The 17,317-nt window shown below is 49.3% G+C and carries 21 protein-coding genes; 11 read left to right on the top strand and 10 right to left on the bottom strand.

Annotated elements, in window-relative coordinates:
- Positions 1 to 43: 43 nt before the first annotated feature.
- On the bottom strand, positions 44 to 484 hold the full coding sequence (locus KNP64_RS03500) for a disulfide oxidoreductase (protein WP_114167382.1): 441 nt from the start codon (positions 482 to 484) through the stop codon (positions 44 to 46).
- Entirely contained in the window at positions 484 to 1,170 is a 687-nt protein-coding gene (locus KNP64_RS03495; protein ID WP_128124347.1) for a DsbA family protein, read from the bottom strand. The genes KNP64_RS03500 and KNP64_RS03495 overlap by 1 nt, the downstream gene beginning before the upstream one ends.
- Before the next feature lie 317 nt (positions 1,171 to 1,487).
- Between KNP64_RS03495 and KNP64_RS03490 the strand changes: the two genes are divergently transcribed.
- From KNP64_RS03490 to KNP64_RS03480, 3 genes are all read left to right on the top strand, one after another.
- A complete protein-coding gene (locus KNP64_RS03490; protein ID WP_214710171.1) occupies positions 1,488 to 2,102 on the top strand; it encodes a CadD family cadmium resistance transporter in 615 nt (204 codons plus the stop codon).
- A gap of 95 nt (positions 2,103 to 2,197) precedes the next feature.
- A complete protein-coding gene (locus tag KNP64_RS03485; RefSeq protein WP_029595499.1) occupies positions 2,198 to 2,563 on the top strand; it encodes an ArsR/SmtB family transcription factor in 366 nt (121 codons plus the stop codon).
- Positions 2,556 to 4,970: a heavy metal translocating P-type ATPase gene (locus tag KNP64_RS03480; protein ID WP_214710165.1), complete on the top strand. Its 2,415-nt coding sequence runs from the start codon at positions 2,556 to 2,558 to the stop codon at positions 4,968 to 4,970. Before KNP64_RS03485 ends, KNP64_RS03480 begins: the two co-directional genes overlap by 8 nt.
- A 101-nt stretch (positions 4,971 to 5,071) precedes the next feature.
- Here KNP64_RS03480 and istB read toward each other — a convergent pair whose 3' ends face one another.
- Entirely contained in the window at positions 5,072 to 5,833 is a 762-nt protein-coding gene (istB, locus tag KNP64_RS03475; RefSeq protein WP_034782046.1) for an IS21-like element helper ATPase IstB, read from the bottom strand.
- 565 nt (positions 5,834 to 6,398) lie between these two features.
- Here istB and KNP64_RS03470 point away from each other — a divergent pair.
- A complete protein-coding gene (locus KNP64_RS03470; RefSeq protein WP_214710163.1) occupies positions 6,399 to 6,725 on the top strand; it encodes a hypothetical protein in 327 nt (108 codons plus the stop codon).
- On the opposite strand, the gene KNP64_RS03465 is transcribed toward KNP64_RS03470, so the two are convergent.
- A complete protein-coding gene (locus tag KNP64_RS03465; RefSeq protein WP_214711054.1) occupies positions 6,722 to 7,348 on the bottom strand; it encodes a hypothetical protein in 627 nt (208 codons plus the stop codon). The two genes, KNP64_RS03470 and KNP64_RS03465, sit on opposite strands and share 4 nt — an antisense overlap.
- 13 nt (positions 7,349 to 7,361) lie before the next feature.
- Positions 7,362 to 7,664: a hypothetical protein gene (locus KNP64_RS03460; protein ID WP_214710158.1), complete on the bottom strand. Its 303-nt coding sequence runs from the start codon at positions 7,662 to 7,664 to the stop codon at positions 7,362 to 7,364.
- Positions 7,665 to 7,788: 124 nt separating this feature from the next.
- On the opposite strand from KNP64_RS03460, the gene KNP64_RS03455 reads away from it, so the two are divergent.
- The 5 genes from KNP64_RS03455 to KNP64_RS03435 all read left to right on the top strand — a co-directional run bounded on the left by KNP64_RS03455 (position 7,789) and on the right by KNP64_RS03435 (position 12,484).
- Positions 7,789 to 8,238, top strand: a complete 450-nt coding sequence (locus tag KNP64_RS03455; RefSeq protein WP_214710156.1) for a hypothetical protein — start codon at positions 7,789 to 7,791, stop codon at positions 8,236 to 8,238.
- Between the two features lie 322 nt (positions 8,239 to 8,560).
- The gene (locus KNP64_RS03450) at positions 8,561 to 8,962 is read left to right on the top strand and encodes a group-specific protein (protein WP_214710154.1); all 402 of its coding nucleotides are present in this window, start codon (positions 8,561 to 8,563) and stop codon (positions 8,960 to 8,962) included.
- A gap of 205 nt (positions 8,963 to 9,167) precedes the next feature.
- Positions 9,168 to 10,391 carry an MFS transporter gene (locus tag KNP64_RS03445; RefSeq protein WP_214791343.1) on the top strand — a complete coding sequence of 408 codons (1,224 nt, stop codon included), beginning with the start codon at positions 9,168 to 9,170 and terminating at the stop codon, positions 10,389 to 10,391.
- Between the two features lie 319 nt (positions 10,392 to 10,710).
- Positions 10,711 to 11,448, top strand: coding sequence for a UMP kinase (gene pyrH, locus KNP64_RS03440; protein WP_138859445.1), 738 nt, complete (start codon positions 10,711 to 10,713; stop codon positions 11,446 to 11,448).
- A gap of 211 nt (positions 11,449 to 11,659) precedes the next feature.
- Positions 11,660 to 12,484, top strand: a complete 825-nt coding sequence (locus KNP64_RS03435; protein WP_214791345.1) for a GGDEF domain-containing protein — start codon at positions 11,660 to 11,662, stop codon at positions 12,482 to 12,484.
- An 86-nt stretch (positions 12,485 to 12,570) separates the two neighbouring features.
- Here KNP64_RS03435 and KNP64_RS03430 read toward each other — a convergent pair whose 3' ends face one another.
- Together KNP64_RS03430 and KNP64_RS03425 are read right to left on the bottom strand one after the other, a co-directional pair.
- Entirely contained in the window at positions 12,571 to 13,239 is a 669-nt protein-coding gene (locus tag KNP64_RS03430) for a hypothetical protein (RefSeq protein WP_138859447.1), read from the bottom strand.
- 47 nt (positions 13,240 to 13,286) lie between these two features.
- Positions 13,287 to 13,805, bottom strand: a complete 519-nt coding sequence (locus KNP64_RS03425) for a Rossmann-fold NAD(P)-binding domain-containing protein (RefSeq protein ID WP_214791347.1) — start codon at positions 13,803 to 13,805, stop codon at positions 13,287 to 13,289.
- Between the two features lie 92 nt (positions 13,806 to 13,897).
- Between KNP64_RS03425 and KNP64_RS03420 the strand changes: the two genes are divergently transcribed.
- Together KNP64_RS03420 and arr are read left to right on the top strand one after the other, a co-directional pair.
- The gene (locus KNP64_RS03420) at positions 13,898 to 14,344 is read left to right on the top strand and encodes a GNAT family N-acetyltransferase (RefSeq protein ID WP_251126256.1); all 447 of its coding nucleotides are present in this window, start codon (positions 13,898 to 13,900) and stop codon (positions 14,342 to 14,344) included.
- 140 nt (positions 14,345 to 14,484) lie between these two features.
- On the top strand, positions 14,485 to 14,901 hold the full coding sequence (gene arr / locus KNP64_RS03415; protein ID WP_214791349.1) for an NAD(+)--rifampin ADP-ribosyltransferase: 417 nt from the start codon (positions 14,485 to 14,487) through the stop codon (positions 14,899 to 14,901).
- 149 nt (positions 14,902 to 15,050) lie between these two features.
- Here arr and KNP64_RS03410 read toward each other — a convergent pair whose 3' ends face one another.
- The 3 genes from KNP64_RS03410 to KNP64_RS03400 all read right to left on the bottom strand — a co-directional run bounded on the left by KNP64_RS03410 (position 15,051) and on the right by KNP64_RS03400 (position 17,278).
- The gene (locus tag KNP64_RS03410; protein WP_214791357.1) at positions 15,051 to 15,293 is read right to left on the bottom strand and encodes a hypothetical protein; all 243 of its coding nucleotides are present in this window, start codon (positions 15,291 to 15,293) and stop codon (positions 15,051 to 15,053) included.
- A gap of 87 nt (positions 15,294 to 15,380) precedes the next feature.
- On the bottom strand, positions 15,381 to 16,418 hold the full coding sequence (locus tag KNP64_RS03405) for an ABC transporter permease (protein ID WP_214791359.1): 1,038 nt from the start codon (positions 16,416 to 16,418) through the stop codon (positions 15,381 to 15,383).
- Positions 16,418 to 17,278, bottom strand: a complete 861-nt coding sequence (locus tag KNP64_RS03400) for an ABC transporter permease subunit (RefSeq protein ID WP_034777554.1) — start codon at positions 17,276 to 17,278, stop codon at positions 16,418 to 16,420. Before KNP64_RS03400 ends, KNP64_RS03405 begins: the two co-directional genes overlap by 1 nt.
- Between the last annotated feature and the right edge of the window lie 39 nt (positions 17,279 to 17,317).

Here is a 17,317-nt window from a genome sequence, read left to right as displayed (position 1 = left end):
CTGTAAAAATGACAGTCCGTGATAGATTGTTAGGGGCGATCCGTCAGTTCGCTCTATTCTTCATTACTAGAATTACCATCGCCACACTGATTAAGAGGAAAGCGATAAATGCGAGGAAGGGGATGGTGATGAACCCAAACCAATTGATATACTCTGCGCTACAGGGAACGCTGCTTACACATGGCCGGAGACCACCGAACCCCGGAATCTTTTGTTCCATGTAATGCAGGACCGAGATGCTTCCCCCGATAACTGATAAGGGCAGGGCATAGCGGACAACCTTCCAATCGTTCTGGAACGTCGCGATCCCTAAAATCAACACAAGCGGATACATGAAAATCCGCTGAAACCAGCACAGGTCACACGGGATAAACCCCTTGATTTCACTGAAGTACAGGCTGCCGAGCGTTGCAATCAACGAGACGAACCAAGCTCCGTACAGCAAGAAGCCCCTTTTATCCGATACTTTATGGGTTTCGTTCATTAGTTTTCCTCCGCTAACGCTTCATCGATCAATGCTTTGATGGCATCGTAATCAAACGGATCTTCCAGCGTCTGTCCATTGACCACGATCGTTGGTGTCATCGCTACCCCGTGTTCTTCCACCAACGCTTCATCTGTTTTGACTTTGTCCATGGCCGTTTGCTTTTCCATGTCTTCCTTCAGCTGTTCCAGGTCAATGGCCGGGAATTGGGAAGCCACTTCCACCGTTTTTTCCTGTGTCAGCCAAGGGGCATCGTGATTTTCAACTGCCGGCTGTTCCGCAAATAGAGCTTTGTGGAAATCCCAGTAATCGTTCGGACTTTGTTCATAGACTGCTTCCGACGCCAAAGAGCCGATCATCGATTCATTGCCATGGAACAGGACATTGATGTAGGAGAACTTCACATCCCCCGTCTCGACATAGTCCGCCACCAGCTGCGGATATACCATTTCTCCCCAAGCTTTACAGGACGGGCATTTGAAATCCCCGAATTCCACGACCGTGACCGGTGCATCACTTTCACCAAGCGTTGGCTGGCCCGTAATATCTACTTCTCCTGTTTCCACGGGTGAAGCAGATTGCTGGTTTGTGAGCACGACGATTGCTGCTAAAATGCCAACCGCCAATAGTGTCAGGAGAACTGCGAACTTCATTCCGGACTGTTTCTTCTTATTGTTTTTATCCATATTATCCCTCTTTCCTATCATGATTTATCAATCAACTACTCCACATTGTTCTTCTATACCATTTTCAGCTCTTCTAAAGATAGAATGCTTAACAAGACATGCAGGCATTGGCCATACTAAATTTCAATTTGCCTTGCCACTTGTCGCTCCCTGTTCAATCTAACAAGCATGCCCAAACATTAAAACAATCATTTGAATATATAATTGACAATCTAGCGAAATCTTTGTACACTTGCATTAATCAAACGTTTGTTTGAATTTATAACTATCAGAGGGTATCACTTCACACTAGGATATCCGTAAAGGAGATGAGGGTGCTGTTAACCACGATTTTTACCGCGGTTGCCGCTTATGTGGCGACCAGCATTGATTACGTCATTATTTTGCTGATCCTGTTTTCACAAACGATGAAAAAAGGCCAGTTAAAATCCATTGTCATCGGACAATACCTAGGAACAGCCATCTTGGTGGGCGTCAGCCTGTTGGCTGCGTACAGCCTGACGCTTGTGCCGTCCCACTGGGTGGGCTTGCTAGGGCTCATTCCGATTTACCTGGGCATCCGGGTCTGGAAGCGAGAAGAAGACGAGGACGACGAAGAGAATCTCCTGTCCCGTTTGTCTTCCGGAAACCCCAATCGCTTGTTTGTCACCATTACAGTCATTACCCTGGCGGCTGGCGGCGACAACATTGGCGTCTACATACCCTACTTTTCAACCTTGAATCCAAGTGAAACTGTGGTGATGCTGGTTGTCTTTGCCATCCTGGTCGCCGTCTTGTGTTACCTCAGTTACCGGTTGGCAGCCGTTAAAACGATTTCTGAAACGATAGAAAATTGGGAACGGTGGATTGTGCCGACTGTCTTCATCGGGCTCGGCATCTTGATTATGGCGGAGAATGGGACTTTCCGATTCCTTTGGGGATTGGTGAGTTGAAGTCATTCTTTGCACTCTTTGTTTTATATAGAAGAAAATCACTTACTTGAAAAAACGAATGAGTAAACAGAAGTGAGAAAAAGGAGTGAATGAAAATGGCAAAAGAGATTTGTGATGTGGTCTGTGTAGATGAAGAAAAGGTGGAAAGAGTCCAGCAGCAACTGTCTGAACAAAATCCATTGGAAGTGGCGAAGATCTTCAAGGCGTTGTCGGACGATACGCGTATCAAGATCGCCTACGCCTTATCGCTGGAGGACAAACTGTGTGTGTGTGACGTTGCGAATATCATCGGTTCATCTACCGCAACCGCCTCCTACCACCTGCGACTACTGAATAATATGGGGCTGGCGAAATACAGCAAGGAAGGCAAGTTGGTCTACTACTCACTGGATGACGCGCATGTGAAACACTTGGTGCAAGTGGCCTTCATCCATCAGAAGGAGGTTGTTTCCGTTGGTTGAAAAAACGAAGGAAACAGAAGACAAAACGGTCTACCGGGTTGAGGGCTTTTCGTGTGCGAATTGCGCCGGGAAATTCGAGAAGAACGTCAAACAGATTCCCGGTGTCCAGGATGCCAAAGTGAACTTTGGGGCTTCGAAAATTGCGGTCTACGGCGAGGCGACGGTCGAGGAACTGGAAAAAGCCGGCGCTTTCGAGAATTTGAAGGTCGCACCGGAAAAACCGAAACGCCAGGCGGCTCCTGAAGTGACCGTCGAAGACAAAAATGTCTTCCGGGTCGAAGGCTTTACATGCGCGAACTGCGCCGGGAAGTTTGAGAACAACGTCAAGCAGATCCCCGGTGTCCAGGATGCCAAAGTGAACTTCGGGGCTTCAAAAATTTCCGTTTACGGGGCAGCGACCATCGACGAATTGGAGAAAGCCGGTGCGTTTGAAAACTTGAAGGTGGCGCCTGAAATTACAGGACGTCCAGCTATCACGAATACCGGAACCGAAACAGCGCCAGCTCGAACAGAGAAGAAAGTGCCGTTCTACCAAAAGCACAGCACCTTGCTCTACTCCACCCTCTTGATCGTGTTCGGCTACATTTCCCAGTTCGTCAATGGCGAAGACAACCTGATGACGTCGCTCCTGTTTGTGGCGGCGATTGTCATTGGCGGGTACTCGCTCTTCAAAGTCGGCTTCCAGAACCTGATTCGCCTGGATTTCGACATGAAGACCCTCATGACCGTTGCGGTCATCGGGGCAGCCTTTATCGGGGAATGGGCGGAAGCGGCCATCGTGGTCATCCTCTTTGCGATCAGTGAAGCACTGGAACGCTATTCCATGGACCGGGCGAGACAATCCATCCGTTCGTTGATGGACATCGCTCCGAAAGAGGCACTGGTCCGGCGGAATGGCCAAGAACAGTTAATTTCGGTAGACGACATTGTGGTGGGCGACACCATGATTGTCAGACCGGGACAGAAGATTGCGATGGACGGCACGGTGACCAACGGGTATTCGGCGGTCAATCAGGCGGCGATCACCGGGGAATCCGTGCCGGTCGCCAAAACGGTGAACGATGACGTCTTCGCGGGCACGCTGAATGAAGAAGGCTTGCTCGAAGTCAAAGTCACGAAGTTGGTTGAAGACACAACCATTGCGAAAATCATCCACCTGGTTGAGGAAGCACAAGGCGAACGGGCTCCTTCGCAGGCGTTTGTCGATAAATTTGCCAAATATTATACACCGATTATCATGGTCGTTGCTGCGCTTGTAGCCATCGTTCCTCCCCTTCTGTTTGATGCCAGCTGGGAAACCTGGGTCTACCAAGGATTGGCTGTGCTAGTCGTAGGATGCCCGTGTGCTTTGGTCATTTCGACTCCGATTTCGATTGTATCTGCTATCGGGAACGCAGCGAAAAAAGGCGTTTTGGTAAAAGGCGGCGTGTATTTGGAAGAAATGGGCGCGCTGAAAGCCATCGCGTTTGACAAGACCGGCACCTTGACCAAAGGGGTTCCGGTTGTCACGGACTTTGAAGTGCTGAACAAGGGAATCAGTGAAAAAGAGCTGCTTTCTATCGTCACAGCACTGGAGTACCGCTCACAGCATCCCCTTGCTTCGGCCATCATGAAAAAAGCGGATGCAGAAAATATTTCTTATTCTTCGGTCTTGGTCGAGGACTTCTCATCCATTACCGGCAAAGGGATTAAAGGAACCGTCGAAGGAACCACGTACTATATCGGCAGCCCGATCCTCTTCAACGAGCTGGGCGCCGCAAGTGCGGATAAGAACTTGGAACAAAATGTCACAGCTCTTCAAAATCAGGGCAAGACGGCCATGATCATCGGAACGGAACAAAACATCCTGGCGGTCATCGCCGTGGCCGATGAAGTCCGGGACTCCAGCAAGGAAGTCATCCAGAAGCTGCACGACATGGGCATCAAGAAGACGATCATGCTGACGGGTGACAACAAAGCGACCGGTCAGGCCATCGGCCGAGAGGTCGGCGTCACCGAAATCCAGGCCGAGCTGATGCCGGAGGACAAATTGAATGTCATCAAACGCTTACGGGCCGAGTACGGCAAGGTGGCGATGATTGGAGACGGCGTGAACGACGCGCCGGCACTCGCCGCTTCTACGGTCGGGATTGCCATGGGCGGAGCCGGAACGGATACCGCTTTGGAAACGGCGGATGTCGCTTTGATGGGCGACGATTTGAGCAAGCTGCCATTCACGGTGAAATTGAGCCGGAAATCCCTGAATATCATCAAAGCGAACATTACGTTCGCCATCGGCATCAAAGTGATTGCGCTGCTATTGGTCATTCCGGGTTGGCTGACCCTGTGGATCGCCATCATGTCGGATATGGGCGCTACCCTTCTGGTTGCACTCAACAGCTTGCGGCTGATGCGCGTAAAAGAGTAACGAAAAGAGCTTTCCAGCCAACTGGAAAGCTCTTTTCTGAAATACATAGTAGGGCACTGTAGACGTCAAGTTGAATTTGACACTTTTTGCTCGTTTGCCTTTTACACTTCTGCCGAAAACAATGATTTCCGGTTCCTCATCCGATGACTGTCGTCATCACTATGTATGATTTCGACGCGATGGAGTAAGCGGTCCAGTATCGCAGTCGTGATGCCCTGGTCCCCGATCAATTCGCCCCATTGATCGGGGCTTTTGTTCGAGGTCAGGATGATCGAGCTGCGCTCATAAAGGTGATTGACAAGATGGAAGAAGAGATTGGCTTCTCGTTGGTCCATCGCCATGTACATCAAGTCATCGATGATGACCAAATCCGAATCTCGCAACCTTTTTAACTGGATCTTCGACTTGCTTGAAAACTCTTCACTTTTTAACAGTTGGACGAGCTCGCCCATCGTGACGAAGTATACCTTGAACCCGTGGTTGACCGCCTCGATCCCTAGCCCCACAGCCAAAAACGTCTTTCCAACGCCCGGAGGGCCCAAGAGGATTAGGTTGTACTGTTGTTCGAGCCAGTTGAGCTGTTTCAACTGCTTCAGCTGTCGGGCGGTTAGTGCGGTCTGTTCCTCCAAATTGAACTCCGAGAGGGGTTTGATGAACGGGAATCGGGCCCACTTCATTCGTCTCTCCAAACTTTTAGCGTCTCGTTTGGCGCGTTCATGGTTCGTGATGGCACTTAGAAATTCGATATACGTCCAGGAGGCCATTTCGGCCTCTCTCAAAATCTGTGGGAGGGCGTCAGCCGTCTCGGCGAGACGAAGCTGCCGAGCTTCTCTGTCTCTACTGAGGCGTACCGATAAAACCATCGTTCCACCGTCGTGTAAGGTAATCCCTATTCACGCGCTACATCTGAGATCGTCCTACCGTGGCAACGTTCTGCGATGCCTTTCCGGAACACCTCGGTGGAGGTGCGGACGAGCCCGAGACCGTAGTCATACACGAACGTCAAATCACAAGAGAAGCATCTTTGACGTGGGACATCCAGCTCAATCCAGAGTATACCGACGTTCCATGCGTGACCGTGTCGGAAGCGACGTCGCCTTTTCGAATGCAGGACTGTCTTTCTCTGGCAAAGCGGGCAAGGGATGTCGTGTCGATCCGGGATGACCGGGAAAACGTTCGGTTCTTCGTCTGAAGACATCTGGATCTGAAAAAGGTCTGGAAGTGGAAGAAGTAATTTGATAAACTGTTGGGACAAAGCGAAAACTCCAATCGTGGTTTGTCTAGGCAACAATTACGATACCGGGGTTTTCGCTTTTTTTCTATGTTCAATTCAAAATCTGATGGATTTTATGCGTCAACCACACTTTATGCTGATGAGCCTAATCATTTCAATCAATATCCAATTTATAACAAGAAGGAGAATGTAATTTGCGCATTCATCTGCTAGGCATTTTATCGTTTGTGGCATGGATTTATATCCTCATTCGTCAGTATTTGTATATAGAGACTGTCCTGATCGATCAAGACCATTTCATCGTTGCGCTCATCGACCTCGAGACTTTCATGTATTTGCCCTTCCTCATGATGTTCTCCGTGATTCCACTCACTAGCGCAATCATTTCAGAATACACGATTCGCTATTTCAAGAATCGTGACAACCCGCGCCTATTCGGTTTACTCGCTGTCCTTTATACACTTGCGACGATTCATATGATGTGTGTGGTTTGGACGTTTTTTACGACTCCAACTTACTAAAGCTCATCAATCTTCCTTTCAAGTTGCAAGACCCATTCATCCAGATCCGATTCATCATGTAAGTAACCGCTGTCTCCGTCGGGTAAATCGATCCCGTTTAACCAGACAAGTGAATCAGTCGTCATGCCCACAATGAGGTCGTCATCTGACTGCTGAAGCACACGTCCGGCCCAATCGGATACGTCTTCCCGCGTCACTAAGCCCTCCTTCACATACAAAACCCATTTGATCATCTCTTCGAACGTCGGGGTATAACGTTTTCGAGGAAGTTCTTGTTCAGACAACTCTCCGCGCTTTAAACGTTGCGTCAAGAGCAATAGTCGCTCTGTCGTCGGGGCCCAGTTCATAACCGTTTCAATCGGTGTGCGAATCACATCACTCGGTCTGTATTCGTCGTTACAAAAAAATAGCTCCCCATTGCCTAAATCGATCGCTAACCAACTCCCAACGCTGTCGTAACCAACGCGGATGAACCGCAAATCGGTTTCTTGTAAAGCACGAAGTTGTGCAGCGTCGGCCCTCGTTAACAGCGTTGCTTTTTTTGAAGCACCGACTATCGTGAACATCTGACGCTTCATTTCCTCCTCACCTAAGGATGAAATGATGACTTGTTGCTCAAACAATGGCTCGCCCACCTTACCGTAACCAATCCTTGACGGAAGTCGACAACATCTCATCCACTTCGAACGTCTCATGACTGACGATGATGGCGTGATTCGACTCGATGTTCACACAAATTGGGTCCCCTAAAAAGTCCTCATACCCGATGATATAAAGCCCGTCCGGCCATGGCTCCTCGTCGTCCTGATACTCCTCCTGTACTTCCTCGAAACGTTCACGCTCGTTAACGAATGCGAAGCGCGGCAATCCTTCCACATCTTCGAGTTTGATTTCGACCTCTTCTATCGGCAATAGTGCTTTCAATTCCTCTTTTGTCATTGTTGTTCCACCTTTCTTTTTTGGTCTAACTCCACCTGTTCATCTTGACACACTATCCCTTTAGTGTAAAATTACACTTGTAAGTAAATGTAAATATAACCCTCATCAAGAAAGGGGTTCAGAAATGGCTAATTCAAAGAAATGCCTTGTCATCTTGTCATCGGTCTATATACTCGCGTTCATCGTGAACCTGATTCCATCCTTCATGTTTCCTGATGCAGAGATTCACCCAATTCATGCTTTCGCATCCGGCTTACTGCTCGTTTGCATGCTTGGGACGTGTTTACTTCGAAACCGTGCCGCCAAACTGTTCATCATGGCTATTTTGTTCGCAAGTGTCACTGTCTTCACATTAAATAGCTTCGAAACATATATGTATGACATCGTGGTGTTGGACGCCTTGTTTGCGATTCAGTATCCGCTCTATATCATATTCGTGACGCCACTGTTCGGGCTCAATTACTTCCTGAACGTCAATCCGGAATACGTCGCATTGCTCATCTTTTTCATCGCGATTTTGTTGCTTATCGTTCATGAAGTAGCGGTGACACGATTCGATCGAGTCAAACAATGAACGGAAGTCATGTGACGCGTCGTTTTCAAGCGGTGATGATTAGCGGCACGAGCCTTTTCATATCCATCGTTTACGTTTTGTTCTCCCCGAATTGGATTGGGCCAGGATTCGTGTGGATACTTGGAACGATGATATTGTTGATAACCTCTTCAATCGGATTAACAGTGCATCTTTCCAAATATCGAGGATGGCATCGATCCAAGTCCATTTTCGTTGGTATCGGCATACTCTTGATGCTTGGACTCATTTCCCTGTATATCTTGTGGTAAGTTATTGCCATCAACATGAATCACTCGACATGACATATGCTAGGAGGACTCATATGAACTTCTATATCGGCTCAAGCTTTGCCAACATCGAACGAGTGAGAGCGCTGCGTGATCGCCTACTCTCGCAAGGTCACGCGCATACATATGACTGGACGACGAACGACCGTGCCACGACACTTGAAAACTTGCGAGCCATCGGCACGAGTGAGTTCGAGACGATCAAGGCTTCGGACTTCGTCATCATTTTACTGCCGGCCGGCAACAGCAGCCATATCGAGCTCGGGATTGCCCTCGGTGCTGGTGTTCCCGTGTTCGTCCATGACGCCACGAATCGCTTCGACGATGTCGAGACGACGAGCACGTTCTATCATCTAAATCATGTCGTCCAATTGACAGGACCGCTCGAGGATGTGCCTAAGGCCATCACAGTCTACTTCGCTGGTACAGCGCGTTAAGTCACCTGCTCGGCTTGCAACAATCATTTCTAGAGCCATCTGGCTCTGTCAAAAAGTATATCGCAGCCTCTTTGTCCAATCTATGGAAAGCGAGCAAGCCGGATAATCAAATTCATAAAAAATTGAAGTGGATTGGATTTATCTGGTATATCAATCATTTTTGTGACATACTGTTCAAAATCTACTTTGAACGGGGACGATTGCGATGAATACTTGGAAACACACTTTACTCTTACTAACTGGCGTCGGCATCTCGAACCTCGGCGCCTGGGTGTATTTCATCGCCCTCAACTTGATTGTTCTCGAGATGACGCAATCGCCGTTCACCGTCTCGGTCCTCTACATTCTGGTCCCGCTCGCGGCACTATGCGCGAACGTTTGGTCAGGCTCGGTCATCGACCGTACCGATACACGCCGCTTGATGATGTGGCTTGATGCGCTCCGCGCCGTCGTCGTCTTCAGTCTCGCTTTCATCGACTCACTCGCGCTCATCTACTTGCTCGTGTTTCTATTGAACATCGCGAGTTCCGTCTTCGAATCGGCCTCCCTCGTCTACATGACCAAGCTCGTCCCAAGCGGTGACCGTCAACGGTTCAACGCCATGAAAAATTTCGTCCAATCGGCCGGATTCATCTTAGGCCCGGCCATCGCGGGATTGTTGTTCATGATCGGTACACCCGCGCTCGCGATACAATTGAACGCGCTGGCGTTGCTCGTGTCTGTCGGAATCCTCTCCCTACTACCGAAGTTGTTCACGGCCCGCGACGAAGTCGAAGTGTTCAACCTGCGCATGATTCTCGATGATTGGAAAACGGTCGTCCGATTCGCATCGACCATGCGTTACGTGACACTCGTCTATGGCCTATTCTGCGTCATGACGATTTTCATGTCGGGGCTCGACTCGCTCGAGGCGTCGTTCGCGACGCAAGTGCTCAACTTTTCTGAGAGTCGCTACGGTTTTCTCGTCAGTGTTGCCGGAGCCGGGATTATCGCTGGTTCCATCATCAACGCGACGTTCAGTGCCCGGCTGACGTTACCGTTCCTAATCAGTTTCGGTGCCATCCTAACACCTGTCGGCTATCTCGTCTTCGCCTTCTCCGAGTCATTCGTGGTCGCAGCGGTCGGATTCTTCCTGCTCACGTTCGCCTTGTCGTTCGCGAACACCGGCTTCTTGTCGTTCTATCAAAACAATGTCCCGACCGACCTGATGGGCCGCTTCTCCGGGGTGATCAACGTAGCGGAGTCCGTCTTGATTATCGGGTTGACGTTCGGCATCGGTCTCCTCGCTGAATATGTCGGGATTCGCTCGACGTATGTCGCCTTCTCGCTCACCTTCTTACTCGTCGGCTTGGTCACGGTTCGGGTCGTGCTAGAACGTTCGAAACGAGGACTGTATGAGGCGGTCGTCGTTGAAGAAAAGGTGTCATGAAGCTTTAGGATATAACAAGTAGCCAATCGTGAAGGCCTTCACGATTGGCTACTTGTATAATCAAAAAACTTAATGAGTCTCGACACCTATTTGATAGATGACTTTCTAAACCATCTCATAAGTTTCGAGAATGAGCTCGACCTCTTCCAACTACAAATGTTCTACATCCTCCAAAGTATCAAGTAAGATTCAGTCCATTTCAAAAATGTCACGGTCCATTGGTCCCCTTTCATTTACAATTGGCCTATTAAAACCATTGCTAATTAATTAGAAAACCTATATAATTTTGGAGATTTGGAATCCGAAAGGGAGTGTAGCGTTGAACAATTATCAAAACGTGCTCATCAAATTAAGCGGAGCGGCCATCGCCGGCGAGGACAACTCAAATTTCGATGCATACAATCTCGATCAAATTGCGGCTGAAATCCTGTCATTGATCGACATGGGCATCAACGTCTCCCTGATGATCGGCGGAGGGAACATCTTCCGAGGCAACATGGCCGACGCATGGGGCATCGATCGCGTCGAGGCCGACAACATCGGCACGCTCGGCACCGTCATCAACAGCTTGATGCTACGCGGTGTGCTGAAAAGCAAGACCGACCGCGAAGTTCGGGTCATGACGGCCATGCCGATTCCAAGTATGGCCGAGCCGTACATCCGACTGAAGGCACTCACCCATCTGAATAAAGGGTACGTCCTCATCTTCGCAGGCGGTAACGGTCAGCCGTTCGTCTCGACCGATTATCCGGCGGTTCAACGCGCGGTCGAGATGCACTGCGACGCCCTGTTCGTCGCCAAGAACGGAATCTCCGGCGTCTATACGGACGACCCGAATCGTTCGAGCACGGCAAGACAATATACGTCGCTCCACTATAACGATGTGTTGCGCCACGACTTGAAGGTGATGGATCAATCGGCACTGCTGCTCGCGCGGGACAATCAGCTCCCGGTCCATGTGTTCGACTTTGAAGAGACGGGCGCGATGAAGCGTATCTGTTCGGGCGAATCAATCGGCACGTTGATTCACGATGGCCAGACCACCCTTGCTACATAACTGACGACACCACCGGCATCTGTGTCGGTGGTGTCGTTTACTTAATCCCGAAGAACGCACTCGCTCCGATTCGAAAAACGATCTCGTCGTTCCAGTTTAATGTTTTATAATGAAGGTGACGGACATCTTTGATTGGTTATTCCGCATATATAGCGGGTAATTGAAGAGGTGGCTCATCGTGAGCCGATTCAAGACAGACGGAGGGGTGAACATGAAGCAATGGACAAATGAATCGATTTATTTGTTCGGTCTCATCGCTTGTATGATTGTCGGTACGATGGCTTATACCGTCCTTTTGTCTGAAAGTAACACCGGTCTTCTCGGCTACTTGATTTTACCCACCATCATACTCTCTTCTCTCATCTTCGGGATGCGAGCTGGGCTGACTCTGTCCGTCACGCTCCTCCTCTTTTTATTCATCTATTTCCGATGGTTCGCGTCCATTTACGAAGCAGGAAACGTTCAGTTTTTTAACGCCAGAGGCATCAGTTTTACGATTCTGCTTCTCGTCATGTCCATTCTGTCTGGTCTCGTTCATCAACTCGTGAAGCACGCCCAACTGTCACGGCTCGAGGCCAGACAGCTCGTAGCCGTCGATCCTGAGACGTGGCTCGATAACGCCGAACGGTTTCGAATGGACTTGAATGCAGAACGAGATCGTCTCATTCGCCACGGTGACGCCTTCACGGTCTCGTTCATTCAAATCCATGAGCTGAGACGGTTCGAGGGACGGTTTGGACGGACCGAGTATGAATGGTTCTTGAACTACTTCAGCGACGAGCTCCATCTGGCCACGAGACGAACGGATCATAAGTACCGCGTCGCCCTAGACACGTTCGCCATCATCTATCCTCACACGTCCCCTGAGGCCGCCCGCGTCGTACATGACCGGATTCGCCCGTTACTCGAACAGTACGAACTCCAAAGCGGTGAACACATGTCGTTGACGCATGAACATACGTTTTATGATGTGAATCGAGAAAATGGAAAAGCGGTCGTTGATGAAATCAATGCGAAAATTTCGTTCACTAGTTAAAATACATCCGATGAAAAAAACCTTGAATGATCCACACTTGATAGAAGTGTGCATTCAAGGTTTTTTTGTGTGCTCAAATCAACTCATCATACTCTTTGAACCGTTTCGACAGGCGAATCTAGCACTTCGATCGTCTTTAAAACCGTATCGACTATTCGAGTTCGGATATCGTTTTTCGAGAGCAATATCGCCTCGCCCGTCTCATCAAAGCAATACGCGATCGGGATTGAATGGCCACAGTTTCGATACGACCCATCGGCATGGCTCGTCCCGAGAATGATTGAGCGTTGTTGCATCGCGATTTTCTTCGCTTCACCAGACCAGTCCGCGTATTGCTCTTCGCTGAACATGCCGACTCCGATCGGATTAAAGATGATTTGGATGGGTTCTTCCGATTTAAGTCCTTCCAGCCCCATGAAGATTTCTCGACAGAGCACATATCCGTATCGGAGACCGTCGTCAACGACGGTTGACGGCATGAACAGCGGCATCGCCTCCGGTGTCTTGCCACGGTCCAACAGTGTCTCCCCACGCTTGTCGATGATGAGGGCCCGGTCCACGTTCTGCTCGTTCCGATAGCCCATCACGACCGCTGTCTGGAATCGCTTCGCGAGCTCCTTGACCTTGTCCAGATGCGTGACCTGACAATAGCCCTCTGGATACAGAATCAAGTCGATTGTAGGGTTCGCGTTGATGTCTTGAATGAATTGCTCTAGGTGTTGCTCCATTTTGGGTTGGCCAATCAGAATCTTCATATATACAGCACACCTTTCTCACATTTATTTTTTTAGAATCAATATCCTCACTTCGTTGCAAAGCCTACTACATAATGAGTTTTCTTCTCTTGAATCGCCTCAATCACGCCTCCGGCAATCTCTTCATTCGTCAACCAGCGGCGTTCCCCCTTCACGACTTGAAAATCGAGTTGCACTTGGTGATAACGGACGTCTTCAGTGATCGTCAGCCCGTTTCTCACACCGCTCGAGTTGGCGCGACTACCGAGAACATGGAACACGTCCGTTCCCCCTCGTAGTGCTGACAACACACACGTTAAGGCGTCAGCTGCGTCCGAATGAACCCAGGCAACGACCAAGTCGAAATCTCCGTGATCCGCAATCGAACTTCGCAGCGCTTCCTTGAGACGCAAGTCGTCCCGATAGTCGACCAATACGGCAGACAGTCGGTCGGGTGCTTGTTCGGTCAATCGGCTCATTTTCTCGGCATCCCGCCCGATGATGGACACGTGATAGCCAACCTCTTCCAACCAAAGGACCGTCCCCGCCAGCATCCCGCTCCCGCCGATCACTAACGCATGTTTCACGATATATCTGTCCCTTCTGTCCGTTTATAAGTAAGGAAAGGAATCCTGACTTACGAAAGCGAAATCTACATACAACATCCCCACAAGGAGGCATGATTCCCATTCCATCGACCATCTATTCCATCAAACCAATCGAGTCGCCACACGAACTCGATGAATCGTTCCCAGTCATGAACCAACTGCGCACCGACCTGACGCTCGACGCCTATCGCGAGCTCGTCGCCGCCATGCGACCACAAGGGTATGAACTATATGCGTTATACGCCGACGATGCCATCGTCTCGCTTGCGGGGATCGAGCTCCGCGTCAATCTATATCTCGAGAAACACGTCTTCATTTACGACCTCGTGACGTGCGTGAACCATCGCTCGAAGGGATATGGCGAGATGTTGCTTCACTTCGTCCATAAATACGCACGCGACAGTGGTGCCAAATATGTCGCCCTCGAGTCCGGACTGGCCCGGACCGAGGCGCATCGCTTTTATAAAGACAAGATGGACTACGCCATCACGAGCTATTCGTTCCGAAAACAGCTTTGAATTCTATGTAACAAAAAAGGAAGAGCCGAACGCTCTTCCCGTCTTTATTATATCGCGATTCTCGAACCAAAAACAGACTGTGTTCTCCTAAATCCATCCACTATACTTTGAAGACAGCCTGACTGAAGGAGAGATAAAGCATGACCGATGACATGAAACCGCTCGACCCCGGGCCGTTTTTCCACGGAACGAAAGCCGAACTGAAACTTGGGGACTTGCTTGAACCGAAGCGACGCTCGAACTATCAAGACAAGCAGTCGAACTACATCTATTTCACGGCCACTCTCGACGCCGCCAAATGGGGAGCCGAACTGGCGAGCGGAAATGCGCGTGAGCGCATCTATCTCGTCGAACCGACGGGTGACTTCGAGAACGACCCGAATTTGACGGACAAGCGCTTCCCCGGCAACCCGACCCGGTCGTACCGGTCGAGCGCCCCGCTCAAAGTCGTAGCCGAACTCGGGGCGTGGGAACGCCACCTTGACGATGTGATCGCGCATATGCGCGACTCACTTGAGAACCTGCGGCAAGCCGGAGAAGATGTGATTGACGACTGACACGAAGTAGATACACCTTGAATAAATCGTACAGGAAGCGCTGATATTCAGGAGAAATCGATTATAACAAGCTTGATGCATGGATTAATCGAGTCAAATCACAATCTGAAGATTAATTTATCATGGGTTTCTCATAATATTGAGCGAATTCAATCACTATGACTGGCTGACCATCTTGATGAAAAGAAAGTAAAAATCCCACTCGCGATGGCTGAGAACACAATTTTAAAAAGAGAGTTGTGAGTAAAACCATCAATCACATATCCCTTCAGCTTTTGCAATAACGTGGCTTCCGGAATCCAATCAATCACATAACCGATTCCTAACATTGCAGGGAGACTCATTAACAAGTACACCGAGACAAAAACGAGCATAATTGACTTCGTGTTCACCACCCTTACCTCCTTACTTTTACGACAATCAAATACTATAAGAAAGCGGATGGCATCAGAGTGTGATGTCATCCGTTCTCTTTGGATTCATGTTTGATTCATCTTTTGAAATGAGCCATCCGCATGCACAAGTGTGAACGGCTCCGCGAGCGACGCGGCCGCTGCCTCGGCTTGAGACATCGTCTTTTCCGTGATGACCGCTTCTTGTCGCCGTAACCGAAACGCCCGCTCGAGGCGACTCGTCAGCAAGTTACTGAGGAAGACGAGCATCGACAATCCAATCGCAGGGACGAGGAACATGTGACTCGTCATCCAGGTCGTCGCCGTGAACTGCTTGAAATAATAGCCGAACATCGACGACCATTCAAACAGTGTCGGCATCACACCTTCGAATAAGTAAATGGTCCCTCCGAAAAAGACGCCGAACAAGGACAGATGAATGAGTAACATCAATGTTTGCACAAACTGTTGCATGAAGACGATCACCATCGTCGGGACGAGGTGCGGCCACAGGTGTCGCCTCACTCGATGCCAGACGCTGCCGCCTAACGTCTCGGCGACAATCATAAACTCTTGTTGGAGCAACTGCCGGATTTCTGTAATCAGGTACAGCGTGACGGCAGGTAGACCGAGCAACACGAAGACCGTCAATTGAAGTGTCACGCGATCAACTAGCGGTGGCACCATCGTCGAGTCTGCGAACAACAGGGACGAAAACAGCATCATCATGGCAAGAAGGGAAATCGGTAGAATCAAAAACCCATCTAACAGCATTTTGAAAATTCGGTTCAACCGGGCCCCGCGAAAGGCGAGCGGAATCCCGACTACTAATCCAAGCGCCATCCGTCCGAGCGCCACGGTCGCACAAATACCGACCGTCCATTTGAACCCTTCGATCATCATTTGAAACAAATCATTCCCAGCGCGGTCGGTTCCGAGCCACTGATCTTTGGACGGTTCGAGCGGTGGAATGCCAATCAACCGTCCCTCATCGGAGTAACGGTTCAGGAATTGATCGACTTGACCATCTCGAAAAATCGTATTTCCGATGCTTAACAATAGCAAGCCCATCAAAATCGTAAAGACGATTAAGAAAACTGGGTCACGTAGCAGCGTACGACGCATCAAATCTCCCCTTTCCATGATTTCGGGATAAGCCACTCCGCCAGTAAATCCAATATGAAGATCGGGATATAGACGACCAGCAAGATCACGAGTAGGATTGGCATCACAGGATTATAGACGACAAAACGGAAAATCCCTTGTACGTTGAACAAATATTCGATGATCAGGAGACTCGATAGCACCGTGATCAAATTCGAGCGGAAAAAGAGATAGAAGCGATACACCAAATTCGGAAGCAAGTGTTTCCAGAACAACCCTGCCGGCCGGACGCCTTTGGCCCGCGCCAACTCGAGAAACGGTGTCGCTTCCTCCTCGAGGATATGTTTCGTCAACCATTTTAGGAAGAAGAATAGAATGGTTAGCGTCAACGTCAAAATCGGTAGAAAACGTATGTATTCGGCAAATCCGCCAGCGACTTCAATTCGATCAAATCCGGTCGTCTTATGAATCGTGATCGCAAGATATTGTGAAAAAATGAGCCAAAATAAATCTGGAATCATCTCGAGCGTCTGGCTCGTTTGTTGGAGCACCGTGCGCACACGCTTCCCGCTCCGATAAAAGAAATAGGCGTACATAAGGGCGAACACAACTGAGACAACAAGTGATGTCGTAAAGATAATAAGCGTCTCTTTCATGAGCGGACCGAGATCTGGCAATAACGGTAACTCTCGTTGCGCTGTGACGTTGAAGTATGTAATCTCATCGAGTTTCGCCAACTGACTGAATTGTTGTTGAATCCCGTACCAGTAATTCGATGGCACGAACTCGAGTTGCACGACGAGCGACGGCAAAGCACTGATTGCAATCAATACAAAAATGGTGATGAAAAACTGAGCCGATTTTTGAGCAATCAAGTTCATTAAGTTCTCCCCCTTTCAAAAAACAAATACATTCTTATA

It is taken from the genome of Exiguobacterium sp. s64, assembly GCF_018618035.1.
Taxonomy (GTDB): Bacteria; Bacillota; Bacilli; order Exiguobacteriales; family Exiguobacteriaceae; genus Exiguobacterium; species Exiguobacterium mexicanum_A.
This window is presented reverse-complemented; position numbering and strand designations above follow the sequence as displayed.